Here is a 20,391-nt window from a genome sequence, read left to right on the forward strand (position 1 = left end):
CACGTGGTAAAACAAAAAAGAGCACTCTAGTGAGTACTCTCTGCAAGGATAAATCGGATTTGAGAAAAAAACCTGCTTACTCAGCAGGTTCATCCTTTAATTTACTGTGCTTTTTTGTGACCATTCTTCTACATCCCAAACCTTTGTAATCCAATCCTCGTAAAAATCAGGTTCATGGCATACAAGAACGATTGTGCCTTTATAAGCCATCAATGCTCGTCTTAACTCTTCTTTTGCAACCACATCAAGATGGTTCGTTGGCTCATCAAATAATAGCCAGTTACTTTCATCCATTAGGAGTTTACAAAGTCGAACCTTGGCTTGCTCTCCTCCACTTAGCTGGCTCAATGGACGAGAGATGTGTTCATTTTTCAAGCCACATCTTGCAAGAGCTGCCCGTACTTGGTGTTGATCCATCCCAGGATATGCATTCCAAATAACATCAATGGGTGTAATGTTTTCAACCTTAACTTCCTGTTCATAATAACAAGGGAAAAGATAATCACCTTGAATGGCTTTACCGCTTAGAGGCTTAATCTTGCCTAAAATCGTTTTTAGCAGGGTTGATTTTCCGACACCGTTACAACCGACAATGGCAATCTTTTCCCCACGTTCAATGATCATTGAAAGCTTGGGAAGGAGCGGGGTTGTGTACCCTATTTCAATCTCCTCACCTTCAAAAACATAACGACCACTTGCACGAGATTCCTTGAATTCAAAGGTCGGTTTAATTGCTGTTTCAGGCCGATCTATACGTTCCATTCGATCCAACTGCTTTTGACGGCTTTTTGCTCGTCCAGTTGTCGAGTAGCGTGCTTTGTTTTTGGAAATGAACTCTTCTTGTTTTTTAATATGATCTCTCTGTTTTTCGTACGCGTTAATATGCTGATTCTTATTCATCTCAGCTAGCTCTAAGAATTTCTCGTAAGTTGCTGTGTAACGGGTAAGCTTGCTGAATTCCAAGTGGAAAATAACACCCGTCACCTGGTTCATAAACTCAGTATCATGTGAGATTAAAAGAAACGCATTTGGGTACTCTCGTAAATAATTAATGAGCCAACGTATATGCTCAACGTCCAGATAGTTAGTTGGCTCATCTAGTAAAAGAACTTCAGGCTGCTCTAGTAAAAGTTTAGCTAGTAAGACCTTTGTTCGCTGACCACCACTAAGTGCTGAAACATCTCGGTCTAGTCCAATTGCATCAAGACCAAGCCCACGAGCAGTTTCCTCAATTTTAACATCAAGCATATAGAAGCCACCTGCATCAAGTCGGTCTTGTATGTCAGCCATTTCATCAAGAAGCAGTTCTAATTCTTCTGAAGTAGCTGTTCCCATTTTTTCAGTGACAATATTTAGTTCCTTTTCTTTCTCATAAAGCGGCAAAAAGGCATCACTTAAAATGTCACGTATCGTTTTACCACGAGTCAAAACGGTGTGCTGATCAAGGTATCCATATTGAACAGTTGGTAACCAATCAACACGACCTTCATCATATACAATGTGACCAGTTAATATATTCATAAGTGTCGATTTTCCGACCCCATTAGCCCCGACCAAGCCAATATGCTCACCAGCTAAAAGGCGAAATGACACATCCTTAAATAACGTACGATCACCAAAAGTATGGCTTAAGCCTTCAACAGTTAGTATACTCATAATCTATTAAAGCCCCCAATTTCTGCATTATTTCTTGCATCATCATACTATGTTCTGCACATAAACGCTACACTTCTCTACTGTTAAACGAGGAAAAATTAGGGCGAGTAACTGTGGAAAATGTCGTTTTCCTTGAGCCTACTTTGAATTAATAGGAAAGAAGAAGTAAAATGTAGATAAACAATTGAGGAGAAAATTAAAACGATGACCAGAAAGTTTGCGGTTACAGAAGCAGGAAAACAGCGAACACAGGAGTAAAATATGATATCCTATAAAGGGATAATTTAATAAGCAAATACTTTCTTCTTTTTTCGAGAATTCTTTTGTTTTGTAAATACATAAGCGCTTACATTTTATATGAATTAAAATCATGGAGGGATTGAATATGTCGAGTAAAACATTAGAATCATTTTTAAATGAAAATCTTGAGGACTTAAAAACCAAGGGCTTGTACAATGTGATCGATCCGCTAGAAAGTCCAAATGGTCCTGTCATTACAATAGATGGAAGAGAGTTAATCAATCTTTCTTCTAATAATTACTTAGGGCTTGCAACGGATGAGAGATTGAAGAACGCAGCTATTGAATCTGTCAAGAAGTATGGTGTTGGGGCAGGTGCTGTTCGTACGATTAATGGTACATTGAAGATTCATCTTGAGCTTGAAGAAAAGATTGCTGAGTTCAAACATACAGAGGCAGCGATTGCATATCAATCTGGGTTTATGTGTAATATGGCGGCCATATCAGCTGTTATGGATAAAAATGATGCCATTCTTTCTGATGAGTTGAACCATGCGTCCATCATTGATGGCTGTCGTTTATCAAGAGCGAAGATTATCCGTGTGAATCACTCTGATATGGAAGATCTTCGTGCAAGGGCGAAGGCAGCTAAAGAATCTGGACTTTATAAGAAAATCATGGTGATCACGGACGGAGTATTCTCGATGGACGGTGATATCGCAAAGCTACCTGAAATTGTTGAAATTGCTGAGGAATTTGACTTAATGACCTATGTGGATGATGCTCACGGATCGGGTGTACTTGGCAAGGGGGCGGGAACAGTTAAGCACTTTGGATTATCTGATAGAGTGGACTTCCAAATCGGAACACTTTCTAAAGCCATTGGGGTTGTAGGTGGATATGTGGCCGGTAAGCAAAACCTAATTGACTGGTTAAAGGTAAGAAGTCGTCCGTTCTTATTCTCAACATCTTTAACTCCAGCTGATGTTTCAGCTAGTATTGAGGCGATTGATATTCTATCCTCTAGCACAGAGCTACACGAAAAGCTTTGGGAGAATGGGGACTATTTGAAAAAGGGCTTAAAAGAGCTTGGTTTCAATATCGGAAACAGTGAAACACCGATTACTCCTTGTATTATCGGAGACGAAGCAAAAACACAAGAATTCAGCAAGCGTTTAAATGAGGCTGGGGTTTATGCGAAGTCCATTGTGTTCCCTACCGTTCCACAAGGTACTGGAAGAGTCCGCAATATGCCAACTGCTGCTCATACAAAAGAAATGCTAGACCAAGCAATTTCTCTATACGAAAAAGTAGGGAAAGAGATGGGGATCATATAATAGTTATTTGCGAGGGAAATCAATTGGTACATTAAAAACATTTTGGGGGATACTTTTCATGAAAAAAATTATGTTGACCGGAGCGTTAGGTCAAATTGGAACAGAACTAACCGGAAAGCTAAGAGGAATTTATGGTGCAGACAATGTCATTGCGACTGATATCCGTATGACTGAGAGTGATGTGGTTACATCTGGACCGTTTGAAGTATTAGACGTAACGGACGCAAAGAAAATGCATGAGATTGCCAAAAAGTATGAAGTAGACACGATGGTTCATTTAGCCGCTCTTCTTTCAGCAACGGCAGAAGCAAAGCCTTTACTTGCTTGGAACTTGAACATGGGTGGTCTTGTTAACGCATTAGAAGTAAGTAGAGAATTAAGCTGTCAATTTTTCACGCCTAGTTCGATTGGTGCATTTGGTCCAACCACGCCAAAGGATCAAACTCCACAGGAGACCATTCAACGACCAACTACCATGTACGGAGTGAACAAAGTAGCTGGCGAGTTATTATGTAATTACTATCACCATAAATTCGGAGTGGATACGAGAGGACTTCGTTTTCCAGGCTTAATCTCGTATGTGGCCCCACCCGGTGGCGGAACAACAGATTATGCGGTAGAAATTTACTATGAAGCAATCAAGAAAGGTGCCTATACTTCCTATATAGGAGAAGGAACTTATATGGATATGATGTATATGCCTGACGCGTTAAATGCAATCGTGAACTTGATGGAGGCTGATCCTTCCAAGCTTCATCACCGTAACTCGTTCAATGTTACAGCGATGAGCTTCGAGCCGGAACAAATTGCAGCCGAGATTCGTAAGCACATGCCTGCATTTGAAATGACCTATAACGTGGATTCTGTTAGGCAAGACATTGCCAACAGCTGGCCGAACTCGATAGATGCAACCGCTGCATCGACGGAATGGGGCTTTGCAGTCGAGTATGACCTTGAAAAGATGACAGTAGATATGTTACAGAAGCTAAAAGAAAAATTAGTGTAAAATAAGGGGCTGATCTTAGGGATTGGCCTTTTTATCTTAAAAATAGTGCAATAGTTCACTTTTTGATGTTCGTTTTCAAGTGGACTTAGCCACTATGCCTTATATTCCTAGCTTTACAGGCGGTATTTAGATGAGATTAAAGTAATCCTTCATGCATCTTAGGGTAATTTATCGGCGATTATCCCGTTTTATCAGCGATTATCGGAATATATCAGCGATTATTCAAATATATCAGCGATTAGCAAAATATATCAGCGATAATACGTTGGATGCGTCAAGATCATTCCATGTTCTTGGCGCTAGCCTATTTTCTCTAACACGTCTTAAAAAGGATGGATGTTCTATGTCCAAAGAAAATACATTACTAAAATTAGGGAGCATTTTTAATCATTTAGCTCCTTATCAATTTATTAAAGCAAGTGCATTACTGTTGCAGGGTGTACAGGTCAATGAGGAGCAGAATCAATCCATCAGTGTCCAATGGGATTTATTTGAGGAGGTCTATATTCACTTCAAGGATCAAGAAGTTTCACCGATTACCGAGTCAGCAACACAAGCCTCTTTTATCATGAGCTTTGAGGGAATCTCAGTCCAGGTAGAGTGCCAGTTTAATAGGACGGTTAAAACAGATCCATATCGAATTTCTGTTACTCATAAAGGGGAACCGATTTGGGTGCAGTCCATGTATGCCTTTCTCTACGACAAGACGTTAAACGAGAAGTATGGAAAAGAAATTCATGCCTATTTATCACAAGCCCAGCATGACATTACGAAAATCAATCATTCTGCCTGGAATCAAGAGCAATATGATGCTCTCACTCAGCGTTATGGAGATCCGCACATTCTAGCCGATAAAATAGGAGAAAATCCGACATGGCGTTTGCATCCATTCTATAAACACATGGGACTTTTAAGTGGGAAAAAAGTAGTTCACTTATTAGGATCCAATGGAATAAAAGGTGTGGCCTTATCTCTATTGGGAGCAGACGTGACGATTGTCGACTTTTCTAAAGAGAACGCTCAGTATGCAAAAAAGCTAGCTGGATTTGCTGAAACAACTATTGAATACATTCAATCGGATGTGTTTTCCATTCCGGAAACCGATTTAAAAGGAGATGCTGATTTTGTCCTAATGGAGCTGGGTGTATTACATTATTTCGTGGACCTTCACCCTCTAATTAAGATTATCAGATCCATTTTAAAGCAAGGCGGGCAATTTCTCCTTCATGAATTCCATCCGATCTCTACAAAATTAATTACGTCCACTGGCAAAAAGCACAAAGTGACAGGTAATTATTTTGATCCAGAGATCGAGATCCGTAACGTTGCATTCTCTAAGCATATAGAAAATGGAGATCAAGAATCCTTAGCCAAGGTATCACAACGAAAATGGACAATAGGTGAAGTGGTAACGGCAATTGCCAAGGAAGGACTCGTTATAAAAGTTCTTGAAGAAGAACCCAATCATAAAATTCACGACATAGGCTTACCAAAGACCTACACAATCCTTGCAGAAAAAACCAATTAAGAACCTTATAAATATTGAATATTGATGGTGAGTTTGTCATAGGCTTAATTGTTGAATAATTTAAAAGGAGGGTTACGTCATGAATACCTTTACAAAGAACCCCATATGGCGTTGCCCTTCTAGTGGATGGTAATAAAAAAAAGACATATTGCAAGTACATGCAGTATGTCTTTTTAGTTTGGAATCAAATCTCTTATCCTTGCATTGATTTCTTCACAACCATCTTCGTCTCTAAAAATATGAACCATTTTGTCTTAGACACTGTATAAATGGTGAGTGCTGTCCAAATACAGATAAACGAGAATAAGTGAACCTCTGTAAATGGTTCTTTATATAGAAAGACTCCGATTAATAGCATGAACGTTGGAGCAATGTATTGAAGAAATCCAATCATTGAAAGCGGAATTCGTTTGGCTCCAATGGCAAACAACAATAAAGGAACGGCTGTGACAATTCCTGCCCCGATTAAGATAAGACTTGTATCAAGTTCTGTAGCAAAAGAACCACTACCATCCGCATGAACAAAACTTAGAAAGAGTAAGGCAAAGGGTGTAATAAACATGGTTTCGATGGCGAGGCCAATCATGGCACCTAAGTTAACCATTTTCTTGATAAGACCGTACACACCAAAACTAACTGCGAGTACTAAAGCAACCCAAGGGACTGAGCCAAAGTGGGTAGTTAAATAAAGCACTCCGATCGTTGCTAAAACAAAGGAGACCGTTTGCCACTTTGTTAATTTTTCCTTTAGCACGACAATACCAAGGAGAATACTGACAAGCGGATTGATATAATAACCTAAACTGGCTTCAACGACCTGATCGGTATTGACTGCCCATATATACAAAACCCAATTCATGCTAATGACAACCGAGGCAAAGGAAATGGCAAGTAATCGCTTGCGGTGAGTCAATAATTCCTTCATCTCGAACCATAATTCCTTGTATTTACCTACAAAAAGTAAAATAATAAACATGAATAAAAAAGACCATACAATACGATGTGCGAGTATTTCTCCAGGTGTTACGTCTTGCAGGAGTTTCCAATATAAAGGTAGAATACCCCATATTACATAAGCAATAGAAGCGGAGGCAATTCCTGTGGTCTGGATTTTAGTATCCGATGGGTTCATAAGTGTTAACCTCTTTTATTATTTTTGACTTAATTCAGTTTAGGAGGATTTCCTGAAAATTGCAATCAATATATTTTCGAGTATCGAAATACCATGTATAACACTTTAATAGGAAGGTGACGAAAATATGCGTGAAACTAGAAAATTAACAGAGAACGACTATGAACAAAGCTTAGAGTTATCACAATATGCCTTTCAATACACAGTCGCAGAAGCAGACAAACCTAAAAGAAAAGAGTCATTAAAAAGGCATGAGGTTTGGGGAGAATTTGAACAAGGAGCTTTGACTTCAAAAGTACATGTACTGTCATTCACTATTTTTTTAGGTGAAACGGAAATGAAAATGGGCGGTGTTGCGGGTGTTGCAACATGGCCAGAGTATAGAAGGAATGGAAGCGTGTCACGATTGTTATCGATTTCTCTTCAATCTATGAAAGACAAAGGACAGGTGATTAGCTTCCTTCATCCTTTTGACATCGATTTTTACCGTCGATTTGGGTGGGAGCTATGCTTCTCTCAAAAGAAGTATGAGATTGAAAAAGCCAACCTGCACTTAATGGAAGCAACACCAGGGACAATTAAGCGTGTAACAGTCAAAGAAGATTTGGATACCTTGAACCGAATGTATGAAGGGTATGCCAAAAACTATAACGGAATGCTAAAGCGGGACTCTTATTGGTGGGAAAACCATGTGTATTCAACAGGGTTTCAATTTGCTGTTTATTTTAACGAGAAGAATGAAGCAAATGGATATGTCTTCTATAAAATTTCCGACAATATAATGGATGTTCAAGAGTTTATATATGCAAATGGTGAAGCAAGAAGGGGATTATGGAATTTTATTTGTCAGCATGATTCGATGGTTGATAAGGTGAAAATGCTGGTTTCAGAAGATGAAGGCTTTAATTATTTATTGAAAAATCCAAAGGTGAAGATTGAAAATGTTCCTTACTTTATGGCCAGAATTGTTGATGTTGAAGGCTTTTTGAATCAATATCATTTCCTGAAAACGGACGAAAGGCTCGTCTTACACATAAGAGATGATCGTGCCGTATGGAATAATCGTTCCTTTCAAATTGAGGATGGAGCAGTTACCGAAGTGTCACTGGAGTATAGGGGGATAACCGTCGATATTCATTCCTTAACAGCTTTATTGATAGGTTCGCAAACGGCCATGTTTCTTTATGAAGCGGGGAAGCTACTGGGGACACCCAATGATATTCTGGTTTTAGAGAGAATGATTCAAAAAAGACCTACTAGCATCTTAGATTTTTTCTAACGTAAGACCCAAAAGATTATCTAAATTCGAACAAAAATTTACAATATAAAAGTAGAATAAATTCATTGTTGTTTTACAAACTAGTAGTATCAAGGAAAAGGCTTGAGTTGCTTCGAAAAATGGACAACTCAGCTTTTTTGTTTTTGTGAAATTACAATGAAGGGATGTAAAAAGTGAAAAGAAATATTGTGTTAGTAATAAGTTTAATTTTAACCATGCTTATAAATATATCTCCAGCTCACGCAGCTGAAATTACTATTCATGTGGTGAAACCTGGTGAAAATTTAGGAGCAATTGCAAAAAAATATGGTACCTCTGTAGAAGACCTAAAAGTAACAAACGGACTTTCTTCTAATGTAATACATAAAGGGCAAAAATTAAAAATCTCTCCTAAAAAATATAACATGCAAGGTCAATACATTCTTTTGACAAAGGAAGAATTTAAAGAGTGGCTATTTAACAATGAATTTAATAGAAAAATAAGCATAATCCAACAACATCACACATGGTTACCTTCCTATAAACATTTTCATGGCTCTAATCATTTTAATATATTGCATGGTATGGAGACATACCATGTTAAAAAAATGCGATGGAAGAATATTGCTCAAAACATAACGACATTCCCAGATGGATTAGTAGCCGTTTCTAGGCCGTTTAACATGGCTCCTGAAGGTTCAATTGGACCAAAGGCTAACGCTACAGGAATCTCCATCGAAAATATTGGGAATTTTGATATTGGCTGTGATGTAATGTCGAAGGAACAAAAGGAAACCATTGTTTATATTACTGCCTTGCTTTGTATAAAATTCGGGCTAACTCCCTCGATTGACACGATCACTTATCATCATTGGTGGCATTATAAAACCGGGGAACGAGTATTGGATAACGCCGCAAAGTATGATGTTAAAACGTGCCCTGGCACTGGCTTTTTCGGAGGAAATACCACAGAGAATGCAAAAACTCATTTTTATCCTCTGGTCTCACGTAAAATGCAAGAAATTCTAGCATCAATGAATTAAACGTAGCAAATCAGGTCAGAAGAAATAGGTACAAACGTTCATTGTTCAATTTTACCAATTTTGTTAGAATGAATGTAACAGACAAGGTATATACATGGAAATATCCATACAAAACAAACAGACAGGTGTCTACAGTCAGAGGATTCATTTTCTCTGGCTTTTTTTTATAAATAAAGGAGGGAGAGGGTTAATTATGTCTTTAACGGTAATGAACATCTTCATCGTTAGCTTGACAGGTGCTTTAACAGGAATGGTCGCACACCTTATCCGAAATGAACGGATTTTGTTGTTTCCAAAACGTAGGCATCGACCGAAAGGAATTGATTTAGGATTTATAGCGGATCTACTGGCAAGTAGCTTAGCTGCTCTTTTTGCCAACACGTATTTATTTGCACCCACTGATATCGGAGAGATGATCGGTATTGCCGTGATGGCCGGTATGGCAGCAGAAAGCATTCTTTTACAAAAAGAAATACGAGTTGAACGAACCAAAACCGAAGAGCTAGAAAAAATATCGAGGCGCATAAGTGAACCGAAGTGAATGAATTCCCCAATCTGGTTATATACTGATTAAGGGCTGAAACAAAATTTCGAAAAAAATGAGACTAGGATAAAAGAAATGTGCCAAAAGGTAGATTAATTCGTGTAAAATAGGGTAAAAGATAGAGAGAGATGTTTCTGGGAGGAAATAGTGTGAGGTTATTAGATTCCATGACAGATGTGCAACGCAAGCAGTACGAAGGGCTCCTGCAAGAGCTAAAGCACGCGACCACAGTGAAAGAGGTAAGGCTAATTGCAGCGGAGATTCATAAGCTTTTGGATGAGCTAGAAGAGAATATAGAGTGAAACCTTCGCCTTTCTGCCAGACTAGATAGGTGTTTTTTTTTTTTTGGGGAAAAATAAATAGGAAGGAACCTTTATCTAATTATTAGATACAAGTTATGGATGAAACAGCATTCAAAGCAGAGAGTATTAAGAAATCATTTGAATAGGGCTTCCCTCAAATAACTCTTACCCAGTAAAAGGGTGGGAGTTATTTGTTTCTTAGATTTGAAGATATGGTTAGACTTGGTTAGTATGAGAGTATGAATCTTTAAAGTAGGAAGGTGTTTGTTATGAATCCAGTTATTGATACTATTCTTAATCATCGTTCGATTCGTTCTTTTGAAGATCGACCTTTAACAGAGGAGCAAATTCAGTTGATTGTGCAGTGCGCGCAGGCTGCTTCAACATCCAGTTATATTCAGGCTTATAGCATCATTGGCATAACGGACCCTGAAAAGAAGAAGGAACTTGCAGCCTTAGCAGGTAATCAAACCTACGTGGAGTCAAATGGACATTTTTTCATCTTTTGTGCGGATCTACATCGTCATGAGCTTGTTGGAAAAATGGAACAGACAAATGTAGAGGAATCCCTTGAGAGCACCGAAAAATTTATGGTCGCCGTTATTGATGCTACGCTTGCTTCTCAGAATGCTGCTCTAGCTGCGGAGTCAATGGGGCTAGGGATTTGTTATATAGGTGGTTTGCGTAGCAATTTAGAAGAGGTTTGTAAGCTTTTACATGTTCCTGATAGAGTCATCCCCTTGTTTGGTTTAGCTGTTGGATACCCAACCTCAAATTCTAGTAAAAAACCTAGATTACCTTTAGCTAACATTTACCATGATAATCAATATGAGCAGGATAGCGCAGTATCAACACAGCAACTAATTCAATATAATAGAACCATTTCCTCTTATTATGAAGAGCGAACAAGTGGAAAACGTTCGGACACATGGACTTCGCAAATGGCTTATATGCTAAAGACACCGAAGCGAATGTATATGAAGGAGTTTGTGGAGAAGAAGGGCTTTAATAAGAAGTGATAGGAGGTAGCGCGTGTTCAGTAATGGATGCGTGCTATTTATTATACATACTGCAACCTTTTTACACTAAAACAAAAAATAGTATATATATGGAAAACGGCACATTAATGTGCTAAATCCGCTTATAAATCAGGAAAACGGCTTATAAAATTGCCGATTCCGCTTCTAAATTTCAAAAACGGATCATATATCTCAAAATCGGCTTATAAATGTAAATGATACAAACTAAACCCTACCCAAACTGCTTAATTTATTGATAAACAAGACAAATCCTTCAACCCAGAGGGATTTTCTCTACTTTTCCAACTTTTTTATCGACTGAACTTCAAATGTGTTCATCTTCTCGGCCAAAACATTGAGATTTTCTTCAACTATCAAGCTTTCAACGTAATCTTTCTTTAAAAAACCTTCCTCAACCATATGCTCCAATAGTTGAACAAATTTGGTATAGTATCCATTGATATTATAGAGTGCAATTGGTTTGCTGTGATAGCCAATTTGGTACCATGTCATCACTTCGGCTAGCTCCTCGAGTGTCCCGATGCCACCTGGTAAGGCAATGAAGCCATCTGAAAGCTCATACATTTTAGCTTTTCTCTCATGCATGTTTTCAACCACGTGTAGATTTGTGAGCTCAAGATGATCCACCACTTCATACAGCTTTTTTGGAATAATTCCAGTTACTTTCCCGTCGTTCTCTTTTGACTGAGCGAGAAATCTCGCCCATGACGCCGACGTTTCCTCCGCCATATATAAGTTCAATATTCTGAGCTGCCAAAAACGTCCCGAGTTTCTTCGCTTGTTGCATGTACTCCGGATGATTGCCTACGCTTGAACCACAAAATACACTAACACTTTTAAGGTTTTTCATCATACTCTCCTCCGATTCAGAAAGTCCAATGTCCTATCATTTCATTTTCACATATGTCCCTCATAAAAATCCATCCTGCTTCCTACTTATTTTGGACAATTGATGAATACAGTATGTTTGTGGTGATTTTAATGGGATAAATTTGATATAATAGGCTTTGGTGCTTTATTATGAGAATGAAGCAAGATAGAATCGTTCACATTAGAAGTAAGATGTTCTAGTGTCAAGAGAACTGTAAGGAGTGAAATCATTGAAAAGAGTATGGTGGAAAGAAGCAGTTGCTTATCAAATATATCCTCGTAGCTTTGTGGATTCAAATGGTGATGGAATTGGTGATATAAAAGGAACCATTTCAAAGCTGGATTATTTAAAAGAGCTTGGAATTGATGTAATCTGGATTTGCCCGATTTTCAAATCACCGAATTCTGATAACGGGTATGACATAAGTGACTATCAGGATATTATGGAAGACTTCGGGACAATGGAGGATTTTGATCTTTTATTAAGTGAAGTACATAAACGCGGCATGAAATTAATCTTAGACCTAGTTGTCAACCACACAAGTGATGAGCATCCTTGGTTTATCGAGTCTCGTTCCTCTAAGGATAATCCGAAGCGTGACTGGTATATTTGGCGTGATGGGAAAGAAGGCAAGGAACCTAGTAATTGGGAGAGTATTTTTAGTGGCTCTGCTTGGGAGATGGATGAAGAAACAAAGCAATATTATCTACATGTATTTGCGATTAAACAGCCTGATTTAAATTGGGAAAATAGCGAAGTCCGTGATGCAGTTTATGAAATGATCCGTTGGTGGTTGGACAAGGGGATTGATGGTTTCCGTGTCGATGCAATCTCTCACATTAAGAAAAAAGAAGGCTTCCCTGATATGCCAAACCCAGAAAAGCTGGACTATGTATCATCTTTTGATGGACATATGAACCAAGAGGGAATTCAGGAGTATTTAGAAGAACTCAAAGAGCAAACGTTTGCACGATATGATGTGATGACAGTCGGTGAAGCAAATGGTGTAAAACTCGAGCAAGCAGATGAGTGGGTTGGAGAAGAAAACGGTAAATTCCATATGATTTTCCAATTTGAACACTTAGGTCTTTGGGAAAAGGGGAATGAAGGTTCAGTTGACCTAATTCAACTTAAGGAAACCTTGACTAAGTGGCAAAAGGGTTTAGAAGGGAATGGCTGGAATGCATTATTTCTTGAAAACCATGACCAACCACGTTCCGTTTCGACTTGGGGCAATGACGAGGAATACTTGCAGGAGAGTGCAAAGTCGCTAGCTACATTGTATTTCTTAATGCAAGGAACACCGTTTATCTATCAAGGCCAAGAAATCGGAATGACCAATGTCCGATTTGAAACGATCCATGAGTATGACGATGTTGGAATGAAGAACTACTACGAAATTGAAACGGCTAAAGGACGTCCGCATGAAGAAATCATGGAAATCATTTGGACAAAGGGCCGTGACAATTCACGTACTCCCATGCAATGGGATACCACGAAAAATGCTGGATTCTCAACTGGAAAGCCATGGATGGGCATGAATGAAAACTATGTAACCATCAATGTTGAAGCACAAGAAAAAGACCCAGAATCCATTTTAAACTTCTATAAGAAAATGATTCAACTTCGAAAAGAAGAAGAGGTTTTTGTCTACGGTAATTATGATTTAATCCTTGAAGAAGATGAGCAAATCTATGCGTATACGAGAACTCTGGGAGAAACAATTGCTATTGTAATTTGTAACATCAGCAGTGAAATAGCCGAGTATAAGTATGCAAAGTCACCACTTTCTAATAAGCAGCTTGTTCTGCAAAACTATATGGTAGAGGATCATAGAGAAAGTACTACTTTTGAGTTAAAGCCTTGGGAGACTAGGGTATATGTGGTGAAGTAAGAATAACGAACTGACAATGGGATGGAATCTAAATGGTTTCATCCTTTTTGTATTGTTGGAAATATTTTAAAATGGTAAAGGAAATATTTGTTTGAAAGCGAATGATATAAATGTCGTTCTGAGTTAAAGGGACAATCATTATAAAAAATAAAATTATGTTATTTTTAAATATTTAAAATTATCTTAATAAAATAATTATACTCTTTAAATTAGAAACATTAGAAAACTACGTTCTTTTATCATTATCAGTTGAAAAATAATTTTTACTTTGGGGTGATCATCATTAGGAAGTTAGTGAACATAATACTAATTTCTAGTATGTTACTAGCAGGCTGTCAATCTGATTTAGGAAGAGTTGTCACTTCAATCAAGCGTACTGAGAATATTGAGGCTTTAAATAAGTTTGTAGAAAGAGTGAAGAAACATGAGAAAGCAAAAGTGTTAATCTTAAGTTATGGCATTGAAGGGCAGCGGATTGAAGAAACATTGTCATTTGATGGGAAAGGTATAAATGGAATTAGAACGGTAGAAGGCGAGTTTAATGAGGAATATGTTTGTAACAGTATTCAAGTAGAGGAAGAAAAGGATAATAAGGTCTATTTCCTAAATGCGTGTAAAGGTGAATCAGGAGGTAGTATGGATTATCCAATATTGTCTGTTTCAAATAGATAGTTAGATTAGAATTGAAGATTATTAATTGGGTTTTGCTAGTTACCTAGAAAGGAGCATCCAAATGAATTTTGACATTAAAGAAGCCATTGAGGTTCTAGAACGGACTCCACAAACATTGGAACATTTCTTATCCGGATTATCTGTTGGTTGGTTGCAGTGCAATGAGGGAGAAGGAACCTGGAATGTTTCTGAAGTAATTGACCACCTCATTGAGTCAGAGTATACAAACTGGATACCTAGGCTATAAATGATTCTCCAGAATGGCGAGAACAAACCATTTCCTGTGTTCGTTCGTTTTTCGCATTTAGATGGAAGTTCAAAATGTTCCATTCAACAGAGATTGCTAGATTTTGATGAAATTCGCAAACAAAATATTATTCCCTTCTTACTAACATCACTACCATATTAAAATGAAGTGATTATTATACCCTTCTTCCATTGAAGTTGTGAGGCTAGAACAGTAGCATTAGATAACCAGAATTTTACTGAAAAGATGCTCAATCTTATTGAGGGTTAAACAACGGTTGTGAAGTAATCAGAATATTAAGGTGAATTATTTTCGTTTTAGATTGAAATAGGGTAGTCTTAGTGTATAAGGACAGGGGGAGATGTAATGGAGCATTTACTTGAGGTATCAACTACTGAGAAAAAATCATTAGAGGAATTAATTCAAGGCAAGAAATCCCTCGTTGTTTTTGTGCGCCACCTCGGCTGACCGAGCTGTCGCCAATATATCACGCAGTTGCGTGATCAGTTTACAAACATTTCTCAATTTGATGTAAATGTTTTGGTTGTCGCACCTTCAAAGGCAACGTTTATTCAACAATTCCAAAACGTGTTTGGACCGTTTCCATTTCCAATCTATGGTGACCCTAGTCGTAAACTCTACCGCCATATGGGACACGTATCAATGGCGAAATGGAAGCTACTAGGAATGGCTGCGATAGGGTTTATATTTGGAAAGGTGAAGGATTTCATACCAAAAGAAGAAGCAAAAAAGAAGTTTGTGTTAAAATCGATGAAAACCCAAGATGTCTTTATCCAAGGCGGTACTTGGCTCTACTCGAGTGAAGGAAAAATCATTTGGAAGCACATCGACCAAAATCCAGAAAAACATGCGAAGATTCATGACATCATGGAACAACTACAAAAATAACCATATCTACCCCAAAATAAAACCCCACGTCATTTATGACGTGGGATTTCTTCATCACAGTACCGATTTAAAGCAGTGGGGGTCAGGCCCCCACTGCTTTAAAGGAGTAAAGCGTTTATCTGTTTTCAAGCTTTGCTAGTTCTGTTAGGATTTCTTCGTTTTCTGGTAGTTCGCTGATTGGGTGCACGTCGATGAAGCGGATAATTCCTTCTTTATCGATGATGAATAGTGCGCGTTCTGACATTCCCTTTTCATGGCGAACGCCATATGCATCTGTAACAGCCCCTTGTGGGTTGAAATCAGAAAGTAGTGGGTATGTAATTCCACCTAAAGATCTTTGCCATGCTTCATGGCTAGGTACACTGTCTACACTGATACCCAGAACCTGGGTATTTAGGCCTTCAAAATCTTCGAGAGCATCCTCGTATGAAGGCATTTGCGCGCCTCAGACAGGGGTCCAATCTAGGGGATAGAATGCAATGAATACATTCTGTTTGCCAAGATAGTCTGATAGACTAACTTCGCGATTGCCGTGTGCATTCAGTGTAAAGTTTGGTGCTTTATCACCGATTTTGAGCGTTTTTGATTCAGTTGCTCCTTTTGGCATCGTAATTCCTCCTCTGTAAAGTATAAAATGTATATAATTAACCGGGAGAGCATAGGCTCACGCGGTGAATTAACTATATTGTGGCTTCATTTGCTTACGTTTGTTGACGTGCTGATCTGCCCCAAGTGCAGCGATACATCCATCAGCCGCCGAAATAACAGCTTGTTTAATCGGAGTTCTTCGTGCATCTCCACCTGCAAATACGCCATCTATATTCGTGCGTAATGTGAAAGTATCTACGTTGATATAGCCTTCAGCATCGCGTTCAACAGCATCCATTAAGAAATCAGTTCCCGGCTTTAATCCTGCTAAATAAAGGAATACACCATCAATTTCCCATGTGACTTCATTTTTCTCAGCGTCCCTGACAATCATGCGTTCAACCTTTTTATCACCATGGATTTCTTTCAATCGATGATTCCAGTGAATAACGATATTGTCCTTCGTCTTTAGCTCATCAACAGTGGCTTCACCTTTGAGCTTATTCGTCGGAACTAACAGATTTACTTCCTTCGCAAACTTAGAAAGAGCTAATGCCTCATGTACGGCTTCTTCTGTATCACCAACAACGGCAACGGTGCGATTCATAAAGAAAGCGGCATCACATGTTGAGCAATAGCTTACACCACGACCTGTAAACTCTTCTTCCCCTTTAATCTTACTGCCTGGTGCTTTGGCGCCGACCCCAATAAAAATACTCTTTGCTTTAATCACACCATCTGGTAAAACTAACCTTTTTACATCTTCGTCAGAGAAATCGACACTCAGAACATTCGATCGAATCATGGTTGTCCCAAAATCCTTCGCTTGAGCATGCATTCTCTCGAGCAATTCTTGTCCGGTAAGTTCACCGGGAACTCCAGGGTAGTTGGCAATTTTATGAGTGATAGCAAGTGTACCAGAAGAAGGAGATTTATCAATCATTAACGTTTTTAGTCTAGCACGGGAGGCATAGACAGCTGCAGAGGATCCAGCAGGGCCTCCTCCAATTGTAACAAAATCATAGATTTCGTCAAAAATTTCTTTTGTTGGTTCGACAAAAAGTTCTTTTGCTTTCTCCTCAGTAGAAGCTTCTTTTGGCTTCTCTCCTGTCACACCAAGCGCTTTTTTCATTTTATTTGGACGGTAGCCGATAAAGGCTTCGCCATCAATATACACGACTGGGGTAGAAAAAATCCCTTGCTCATGAAGGTCTTCAAAGAATTGAGGGTTTTCTGCTACATTTTTTTCTTCGTAGGAGTAGCCCCATTCCTTTAACTCGTTTTTTATTTTTTCACAGTATGGACAGCCAGTATTACTATATATCACGATATTCGGCAATTTTTTTACCCCCTTAATCTATATAACAGTTATTACTTTATAATAATTCTAAATAAGAGTCAAGTCATTCGACCTGATAATCATTTTAAATAAAATGAGTGATTACTCACTTTACAATTCTAATGAATGGAATTATTATATAATGAGTAAGTACTCACTTTTTAAAAGGAAGGCGGAATCATCTATGGTAGGAATAAAAGTTAAGGTTACGAATGTCAACAAGAGCTTTGGAAAGAGATCCGTTCTCCAAGATATTTCATTGTAAGTAAAAAGAGGTGAAATTTTCGGATTACTGGGACCATCTGGAGCCGGTAAAACAACATTAGTCAAAATGATGGCAGGGATAGATGAGGCTACTTCAGGTGAAGTGACGGTTCTGGATACAAAAATGCCAAATCTAACCTTGCTGAAAAAAATAGGATACATGGCTCAATCAGAAGCTCTATATACGGAGCTTACTACATTAGAGAACATGAAGTTTTTTGCAACCATTTATGGTTTAAAGGGTTCAAGAAGAAAGGAAAGAATTGAGAAGGTAATGAGTTTAGTCAACCTTGTTGATGAGATGAAAAAACCGGTTAATGAATTCTCAGGAGGAATGAAGAGACGATTGTCACTTGGAGCCGCTCTATTACATGAGCCAGAAGTGCTTATTTTGGATGAACCAACAGTAGGTATTGACCCTGTGCTTAGGCAATCCATTTGGAGTGAGTTACGAAAGCTCAGTTCAAAAGGAGTAACGATTATTGTCACTACTCATGTAATGGATGAGGCTGAGAAATGTGATCGTCTAGGGATGATACGAGGTGGAAGGTTGACCGCGATCGGAACACCACAAGAACTGAAGGACCAAGCAAAAGCTAGTACTATTGAAGAAGCATTCTTAAAGTTCGGGGGTGTACAGGAATGAGAATAACTGCACTAGTGACAAGAATCATCCGTCAATTTATGCGGGATAAGCGAACACTAGGAATGATGATTGTTGCACCAATTCTTGTTTTATCCTTAATCTCAGTTGTTTTTTCGGGAGAGGATGTCCAACCGAATATTGGCCTTGTCCATTTAAATGAAGTCATGGTCAATGCTTTTGAGGATGAAGGTTTGACTACTATTGAATACTCAACTAATGAAGCTGCGGTTGAGGGTGCTAAACAAGCAGAAATCCATGGATTTATTGAGATGGAGAATAACCTACTAGAAATAACATTGGAAGGTAGTGATCCAGCTAAAAATAAAGCCGTACTCGTAACCATTCAATCTACACTTCAAAAGTTAAAGTCACCTCTTGAAGCGGAAGAACCTATTATTACCTATATTCACGGTTCTGAAGATATGGAAACATTCGACTATATTGGCCCGTTTTTAATTGGATTCTTTGCTTTCTTCTTTGTTTTCCTCATTGCAGGTGTCTCATTTTTAAGAGAAAGAACAACAGGAACACTTGAAAGATTACTATCTACCCCCTTACGACGATGGGAAATCGTGACTGGGTATGTAATAGGGTATGGTATCTTCACCACCATCCAGTCCATTATCATTGTGTGGTTTTCAATCAAAGTGTTAGGTATCATGATGGCTGGATCCTTTTTTTATGTATTACTTATTACATTTATGCTGTCGATCACTGCGCTAACTCTAGGAACACTTCTTTCTGCCTTTGCAAAAAATGAACTACAAATGATCCAGTTTATCCCGATTGTTGTGGTTCCACAAGTATTCTTCTCAGGCTTATTTGCAATAGAGACTATGCCCAATTGGCTTCAATCACTTAGTGTAGTGATGCCATTAACCTATGGAGGGGCTGCTATGAGAGAGGTTATGATTCGTGGAGGAGGCTGGGTATCCATCAGTACAGAAGTGTTCGTACTTCTCGGTTTTTCTTTACTCTTTATGGTGTTAAACACACTTGCTTTAAAAAGACATCGAAGGCTTTAAGCTTTGTTTCATCTTTCCATAATGTTTATAATAAAAGAATCATGAAAGAAGAGTAGGGGTCGGGAAATGTCTGAGCAAGGATGGATTCAGGAGTTATTACGTGTAGAAAAAAATGAAGACGTTAAGTTTAGTGAAAAGCAACTTAAAATTGTCGAGGCAGCCATCGATATATTTTCAGAAAAAGGATTTGCTGCTACTTCAACAAGTGAGATTGCAAAGAAAGCGGGAGTAGCAGAAGGAACCATTTTTCGGCATTATAAAACAAAGAAGGATCTACTATTCTCTATTGTTCGTCCCACAATAGAAAAGCTGCTAGCTCCACACTTCGCGAAAAGCTTTGCTAAAGACGTATTCGAAACCGAGTACAACAGCTATGAAGAATTTGTTAAGGCGCTCGCAACGAACCGATACAAATTCTTAAAAGGGCATTTTCCAATTGTGAAAATATTCGTACAGGAAATTGCTTTTCACGAAGAACTGAGAGGTCCTTATATTCAATTATTCAAAGAACATATATATAAGCATTTTAAGAAAATTGTGATCCAGTTTCAACAGAAAGGTGAGCTCATTGACTTACCTCCAGACACCATCATCCGTTTGACCATATCGACAATTATGGGGATGTTAGTCGTTATTCATTTCCCTCTAACGGATGATGATTTTGAAACAGAGCTCGAACGTTCCATTGCGTTTATTATGAAAGGGTTATCCACAAAGTAAACCTAAAAAACCAAGACAGGAAAAACCTTTCAAATAAAGGGATTACCTGTCTTTTTCTATGGTGTAAAAAATCAAAACTTGATAAGTCCATTTAATTATGTTTTAATATGTTTAAACACTTAAACATTTAA

Annotated in this window: 19 protein-coding genes and 2 pseudogenes; 15 read left to right on the forward strand and 6 right to left on the reverse strand. The window is 38.3% G+C overall.

Annotated features, from left to right (window positions below; translation table 11 throughout):
* Positions 1-96: 96 nt before the first annotated feature.
* Positions 97-1,656, reverse strand: a complete 1,560-nt coding sequence (locus ACOI1C_RS17980) for an ABC-F family ATP-binding cassette domain-containing protein (RefSeq protein ID WP_422511974.1) — start codon at positions 1,654-1,656, stop codon at positions 97-99.
* 385 nt (positions 1,657-2,041) lie between these two features.
* Here ACOI1C_RS17980 and ACOI1C_RS17985 point away from each other — a divergent pair, with 385 nt between their 5' ends.
* The 3 genes from ACOI1C_RS17985 (at position 2,042) to ACOI1C_RS17995 (ending at position 5,766) form a co-directional block, all read left to right on the forward strand.
* A complete protein-coding gene (locus tag ACOI1C_RS17985) occupies positions 2,042-3,232 on the forward strand; it encodes a glycine C-acetyltransferase (protein WP_422511975.1) in 1,191 nt (396 codons plus the stop codon).
* Positions 3,233-3,290: 58 nt separating this feature from the next.
* On the forward strand, positions 3,291-4,238 hold the full coding sequence (locus ACOI1C_RS17990) for an L-threonine 3-dehydrogenase (RefSeq protein ID WP_422511976.1): 948 nt from the start codon (positions 3,291-3,293) through the stop codon (positions 4,236-4,238).
* Between the two features lie 343 nt (positions 4,239-4,581).
* Complete coding sequence (locus tag ACOI1C_RS17995) at positions 4,582-5,766, forward strand: class I SAM-dependent methyltransferase (RefSeq protein ID WP_422511977.1); 1,185 nt, start codon at positions 4,582-4,584, stop codon at positions 5,764-5,766.
* A gap of 193 nt (positions 5,767-5,959) precedes the next feature.
* Here ACOI1C_RS17995 and rarD read toward each other — a convergent pair whose 3' ends face one another.
* Entirely contained in the window at positions 5,960-6,898 is a 939-nt protein-coding gene (gene rarD / locus ACOI1C_RS18000; protein WP_422511978.1) for an EamA family transporter RarD, read from the reverse strand.
* A gap of 127 nt (positions 6,899-7,025) precedes the next feature.
* On the opposite strand from rarD, the gene ACOI1C_RS18005 reads away from it, so the two are divergent.
* The 5 genes from ACOI1C_RS18005 (at position 7,026) to nfsA (ending at position 11,064) form a co-directional block, all read left to right on the forward strand.
* Positions 7,026-8,177, forward strand: a complete 1,152-nt coding sequence (locus ACOI1C_RS18005; RefSeq protein ID WP_422511979.1) for a GNAT family N-acetyltransferase — start codon at positions 7,026-7,028, stop codon at positions 8,175-8,177.
* Positions 8,178-8,350: 173 nt separating this feature from the next.
* Entirely contained in the window at positions 8,351-9,199 is an 849-nt protein-coding gene (locus tag ACOI1C_RS18010; protein WP_422511980.1) for a LysM peptidoglycan-binding domain-containing protein, read from the forward strand.
* Positions 9,200-9,392: 193 nt separating this feature from the next.
* Positions 9,393-9,740: a DUF4257 domain-containing protein gene (locus ACOI1C_RS18015; protein WP_422511981.1), complete on the forward strand. Its 348-nt coding sequence runs from the start codon at positions 9,393-9,395 to the stop codon at positions 9,738-9,740.
* Between the two features lie 152 nt (positions 9,741-9,892).
* On the forward strand, positions 9,893-10,045 hold the full coding sequence (locus ACOI1C_RS18020; protein WP_422511982.1) for a hypothetical protein: 153 nt from the start codon (positions 9,893-9,895) through the stop codon (positions 10,043-10,045).
* A gap of 269 nt (positions 10,046-10,314) precedes the next feature.
* Complete coding sequence (nfsA, locus tag ACOI1C_RS18025; protein ID WP_422511983.1) at positions 10,315-11,064, forward strand: oxygen-insensitive NADPH nitroreductase; 750 nt, start codon at positions 10,315-10,317, stop codon at positions 11,062-11,064.
* Positions 11,065-11,358: 294 nt separating this feature from the next.
* On the opposite strand, the gene ACOI1C_RS18030 is transcribed toward nfsA, so the two are convergent.
* Both ACOI1C_RS18030 and ACOI1C_RS18035 read right to left on the reverse strand, forming a co-directional pair.
* On the reverse strand, positions 11,359-11,814 hold the full coding sequence (locus ACOI1C_RS18030; RefSeq protein WP_422511999.1) for a TIGR00730 family Rossman fold protein: 456 nt from the start codon (positions 11,812-11,814) through the stop codon (positions 11,359-11,361).
* Complete coding sequence (locus tag ACOI1C_RS18035) at positions 11,717-11,938, reverse strand: LOG family protein (protein ID WP_422511984.1); 222 nt, start codon at positions 11,936-11,938, stop codon at positions 11,717-11,719. The genes ACOI1C_RS18030 and ACOI1C_RS18035 overlap by 98 nt, the downstream gene beginning before the upstream one ends.
* Positions 11,939-12,185: 247 nt before the next feature.
* Between ACOI1C_RS18035 and ACOI1C_RS18040 the strand changes: the two genes are divergently transcribed.
* From ACOI1C_RS18040 to ACOI1C_RS18055, 4 genes and pseudogenes are all read left to right on the forward strand, one after another.
* Positions 12,186-13,850: an alpha-glucosidase gene (locus ACOI1C_RS18040; RefSeq protein WP_422511985.1), complete on the forward strand. Its 1,665-nt coding sequence runs from the start codon at positions 12,186-12,188 to the stop codon at positions 13,848-13,850.
* A gap of 294 nt (positions 13,851-14,144) precedes the next feature.
* Positions 14,145-14,522: a DUF4362 domain-containing protein gene (locus tag ACOI1C_RS18045; protein WP_422511986.1), complete on the forward strand. Its 378-nt coding sequence runs from the start codon at positions 14,145-14,147 to the stop codon at positions 14,520-14,522.
* A gap of 61 nt (positions 14,523-14,583) precedes the next feature.
* Positions 14,584-14,898, forward strand: a pseudogene (locus ACOI1C_RS18050) (DinB family protein); the annotation flags it as partial.
* Positions 14,899-15,264: 366 nt separating this feature from the next.
* Positions 15,265-15,678, forward strand: a complete 414-nt coding sequence (locus ACOI1C_RS18055; protein ID WP_422511987.1) for a peroxiredoxin-like family protein — start codon at positions 15,265-15,267, stop codon at positions 15,676-15,678.
* A 115-nt stretch (positions 15,679-15,793) separates the two neighbouring features.
* Here ACOI1C_RS18055 and ACOI1C_RS18060 read toward each other — a convergent pair whose 3' ends face one another.
* Positions 15,794-16,285: a peroxiredoxin gene (locus tag ACOI1C_RS18060; protein WP_422511988.1), complete on the reverse strand. Its 492-nt coding sequence runs from the start codon at positions 16,283-16,285 to the stop codon at positions 15,794-15,796.
* 69 nt (positions 16,286-16,354) lie between these two features.
* Positions 16,355-17,605, reverse strand: a complete 1,251-nt coding sequence (locus ACOI1C_RS18065) for an FAD-dependent oxidoreductase (RefSeq protein WP_422511989.1) — start codon at positions 17,603-17,605, stop codon at positions 16,355-16,357.
* A 184-nt stretch (positions 17,606-17,789) separates the two neighbouring features.
* Here ACOI1C_RS18065 and ACOI1C_RS18070 point away from each other — a divergent pair.
* The 3 genes and pseudogenes from ACOI1C_RS18070 to ACOI1C_RS18080 all read left to right on the forward strand — a co-directional run bounded on the left by ACOI1C_RS18070 (position 17,790) and on the right by ACOI1C_RS18080 (position 20,260).
* Positions 17,790-18,515, forward strand: a pseudogene (locus ACOI1C_RS18070) (ABC transporter ATP-binding protein).
* Entirely contained in the window at positions 18,512-19,540 is a 1,029-nt protein-coding gene (locus tag ACOI1C_RS18075; protein WP_422511990.1) for an ABC transporter permease, read from the forward strand. Before ACOI1C_RS18070 ends, ACOI1C_RS18075 begins: the two are co-directional and overlap by 4 nt.
* A gap of 66 nt (positions 19,541-19,606) precedes the next feature.
* Positions 19,607-20,260 (forward strand): TetR/AcrR family transcriptional regulator, encoded by a 654-nt coding sequence (locus ACOI1C_RS18080; RefSeq protein ID WP_422511991.1) that lies wholly within the window; start codon positions 19,607-19,609, stop codon positions 20,258-20,260.
* Positions 20,261-20,391 lie beyond the last annotated feature (131 nt).

Origin of the sequence: Bacillus sp. DJP31, assembly GCF_049310945.1 — a bacterium.
GTDB lineage: Bacteria > Bacillota > Bacilli > Bacillales > SA4 > Bacillus_BS.

Excerpts from the sequence above, each read along its gene's own strand:
- ACOI1C_RS17980 (WP_422511974.1), bottom strand. The coding sequence starts at position 1,656 with ATGAGTATACTAACTGTTGAAGGCTTAAGCCATACTTTTGGTGATCGT.
- ACOI1C_RS18015 (WP_422511981.1), top strand. The coding sequence starts at position 9,393 with ATGTCTTTAACGGTAATGAACATCTTCATCGTTAGCTTGACAGGTGCT.
- ACOI1C_RS18030 (WP_422511999.1), bottom strand. The coding sequence starts at position 11,814 with ATGGCGGAGGAAACGTCGGCGTCATGGGCGAGATTTCTCGCTCAGTCA.
- ACOI1C_RS18075 (WP_422511990.1), top strand. The coding sequence starts at position 18,512 with ATGAGAATAACTGCACTAGTGACAAGAATCATCCGTCAATTTATGCGG.
- nfsA (WP_422511983.1), top strand. The coding sequence starts at position 10,315 with ATGAATCCAGTTATTGATACTATTCTTAATCATCGTTCGATTCGTTCT.
- rarD (WP_422511978.1), bottom strand. The coding sequence starts at position 6,898 with ATGAACCCATCGGATACTAAAATCCAGACCACAGGAATTGCCTCCGCT.
- ACOI1C_RS18035 (WP_422511984.1), bottom strand. The coding sequence starts at position 11,938 with ATGATGAAAAACCTTAAAAGTGTTAGTGTATTTTGTGGTTCAAGCGTA.
- ACOI1C_RS17995 (WP_422511977.1), top strand. The coding sequence starts at position 4,582 with ATGTCCAAAGAAAATACATTACTAAAATTAGGGAGCATTTTTAATCAT.
- ACOI1C_RS18005 (WP_422511979.1), top strand. The coding sequence starts at position 7,026 with ATGCGTGAAACTAGAAAATTAACAGAGAACGACTATGAACAAAGCTTA.
- ACOI1C_RS17985 (WP_422511975.1), top strand. The coding sequence starts at position 2,042 with ATGTCGAGTAAAACATTAGAATCATTTTTAAATGAAAATCTTGAGGAC.
- ACOI1C_RS18080 (WP_422511991.1), top strand. The coding sequence starts at position 19,607 with ATGTCTGAGCAAGGATGGATTCAGGAGTTATTACGTGTAGAAAAAAAT.
- ACOI1C_RS17990 (WP_422511976.1), top strand. The coding sequence starts at position 3,291 with ATGAAAAAAATTATGTTGACCGGAGCGTTAGGTCAAATTGGAACAGAA.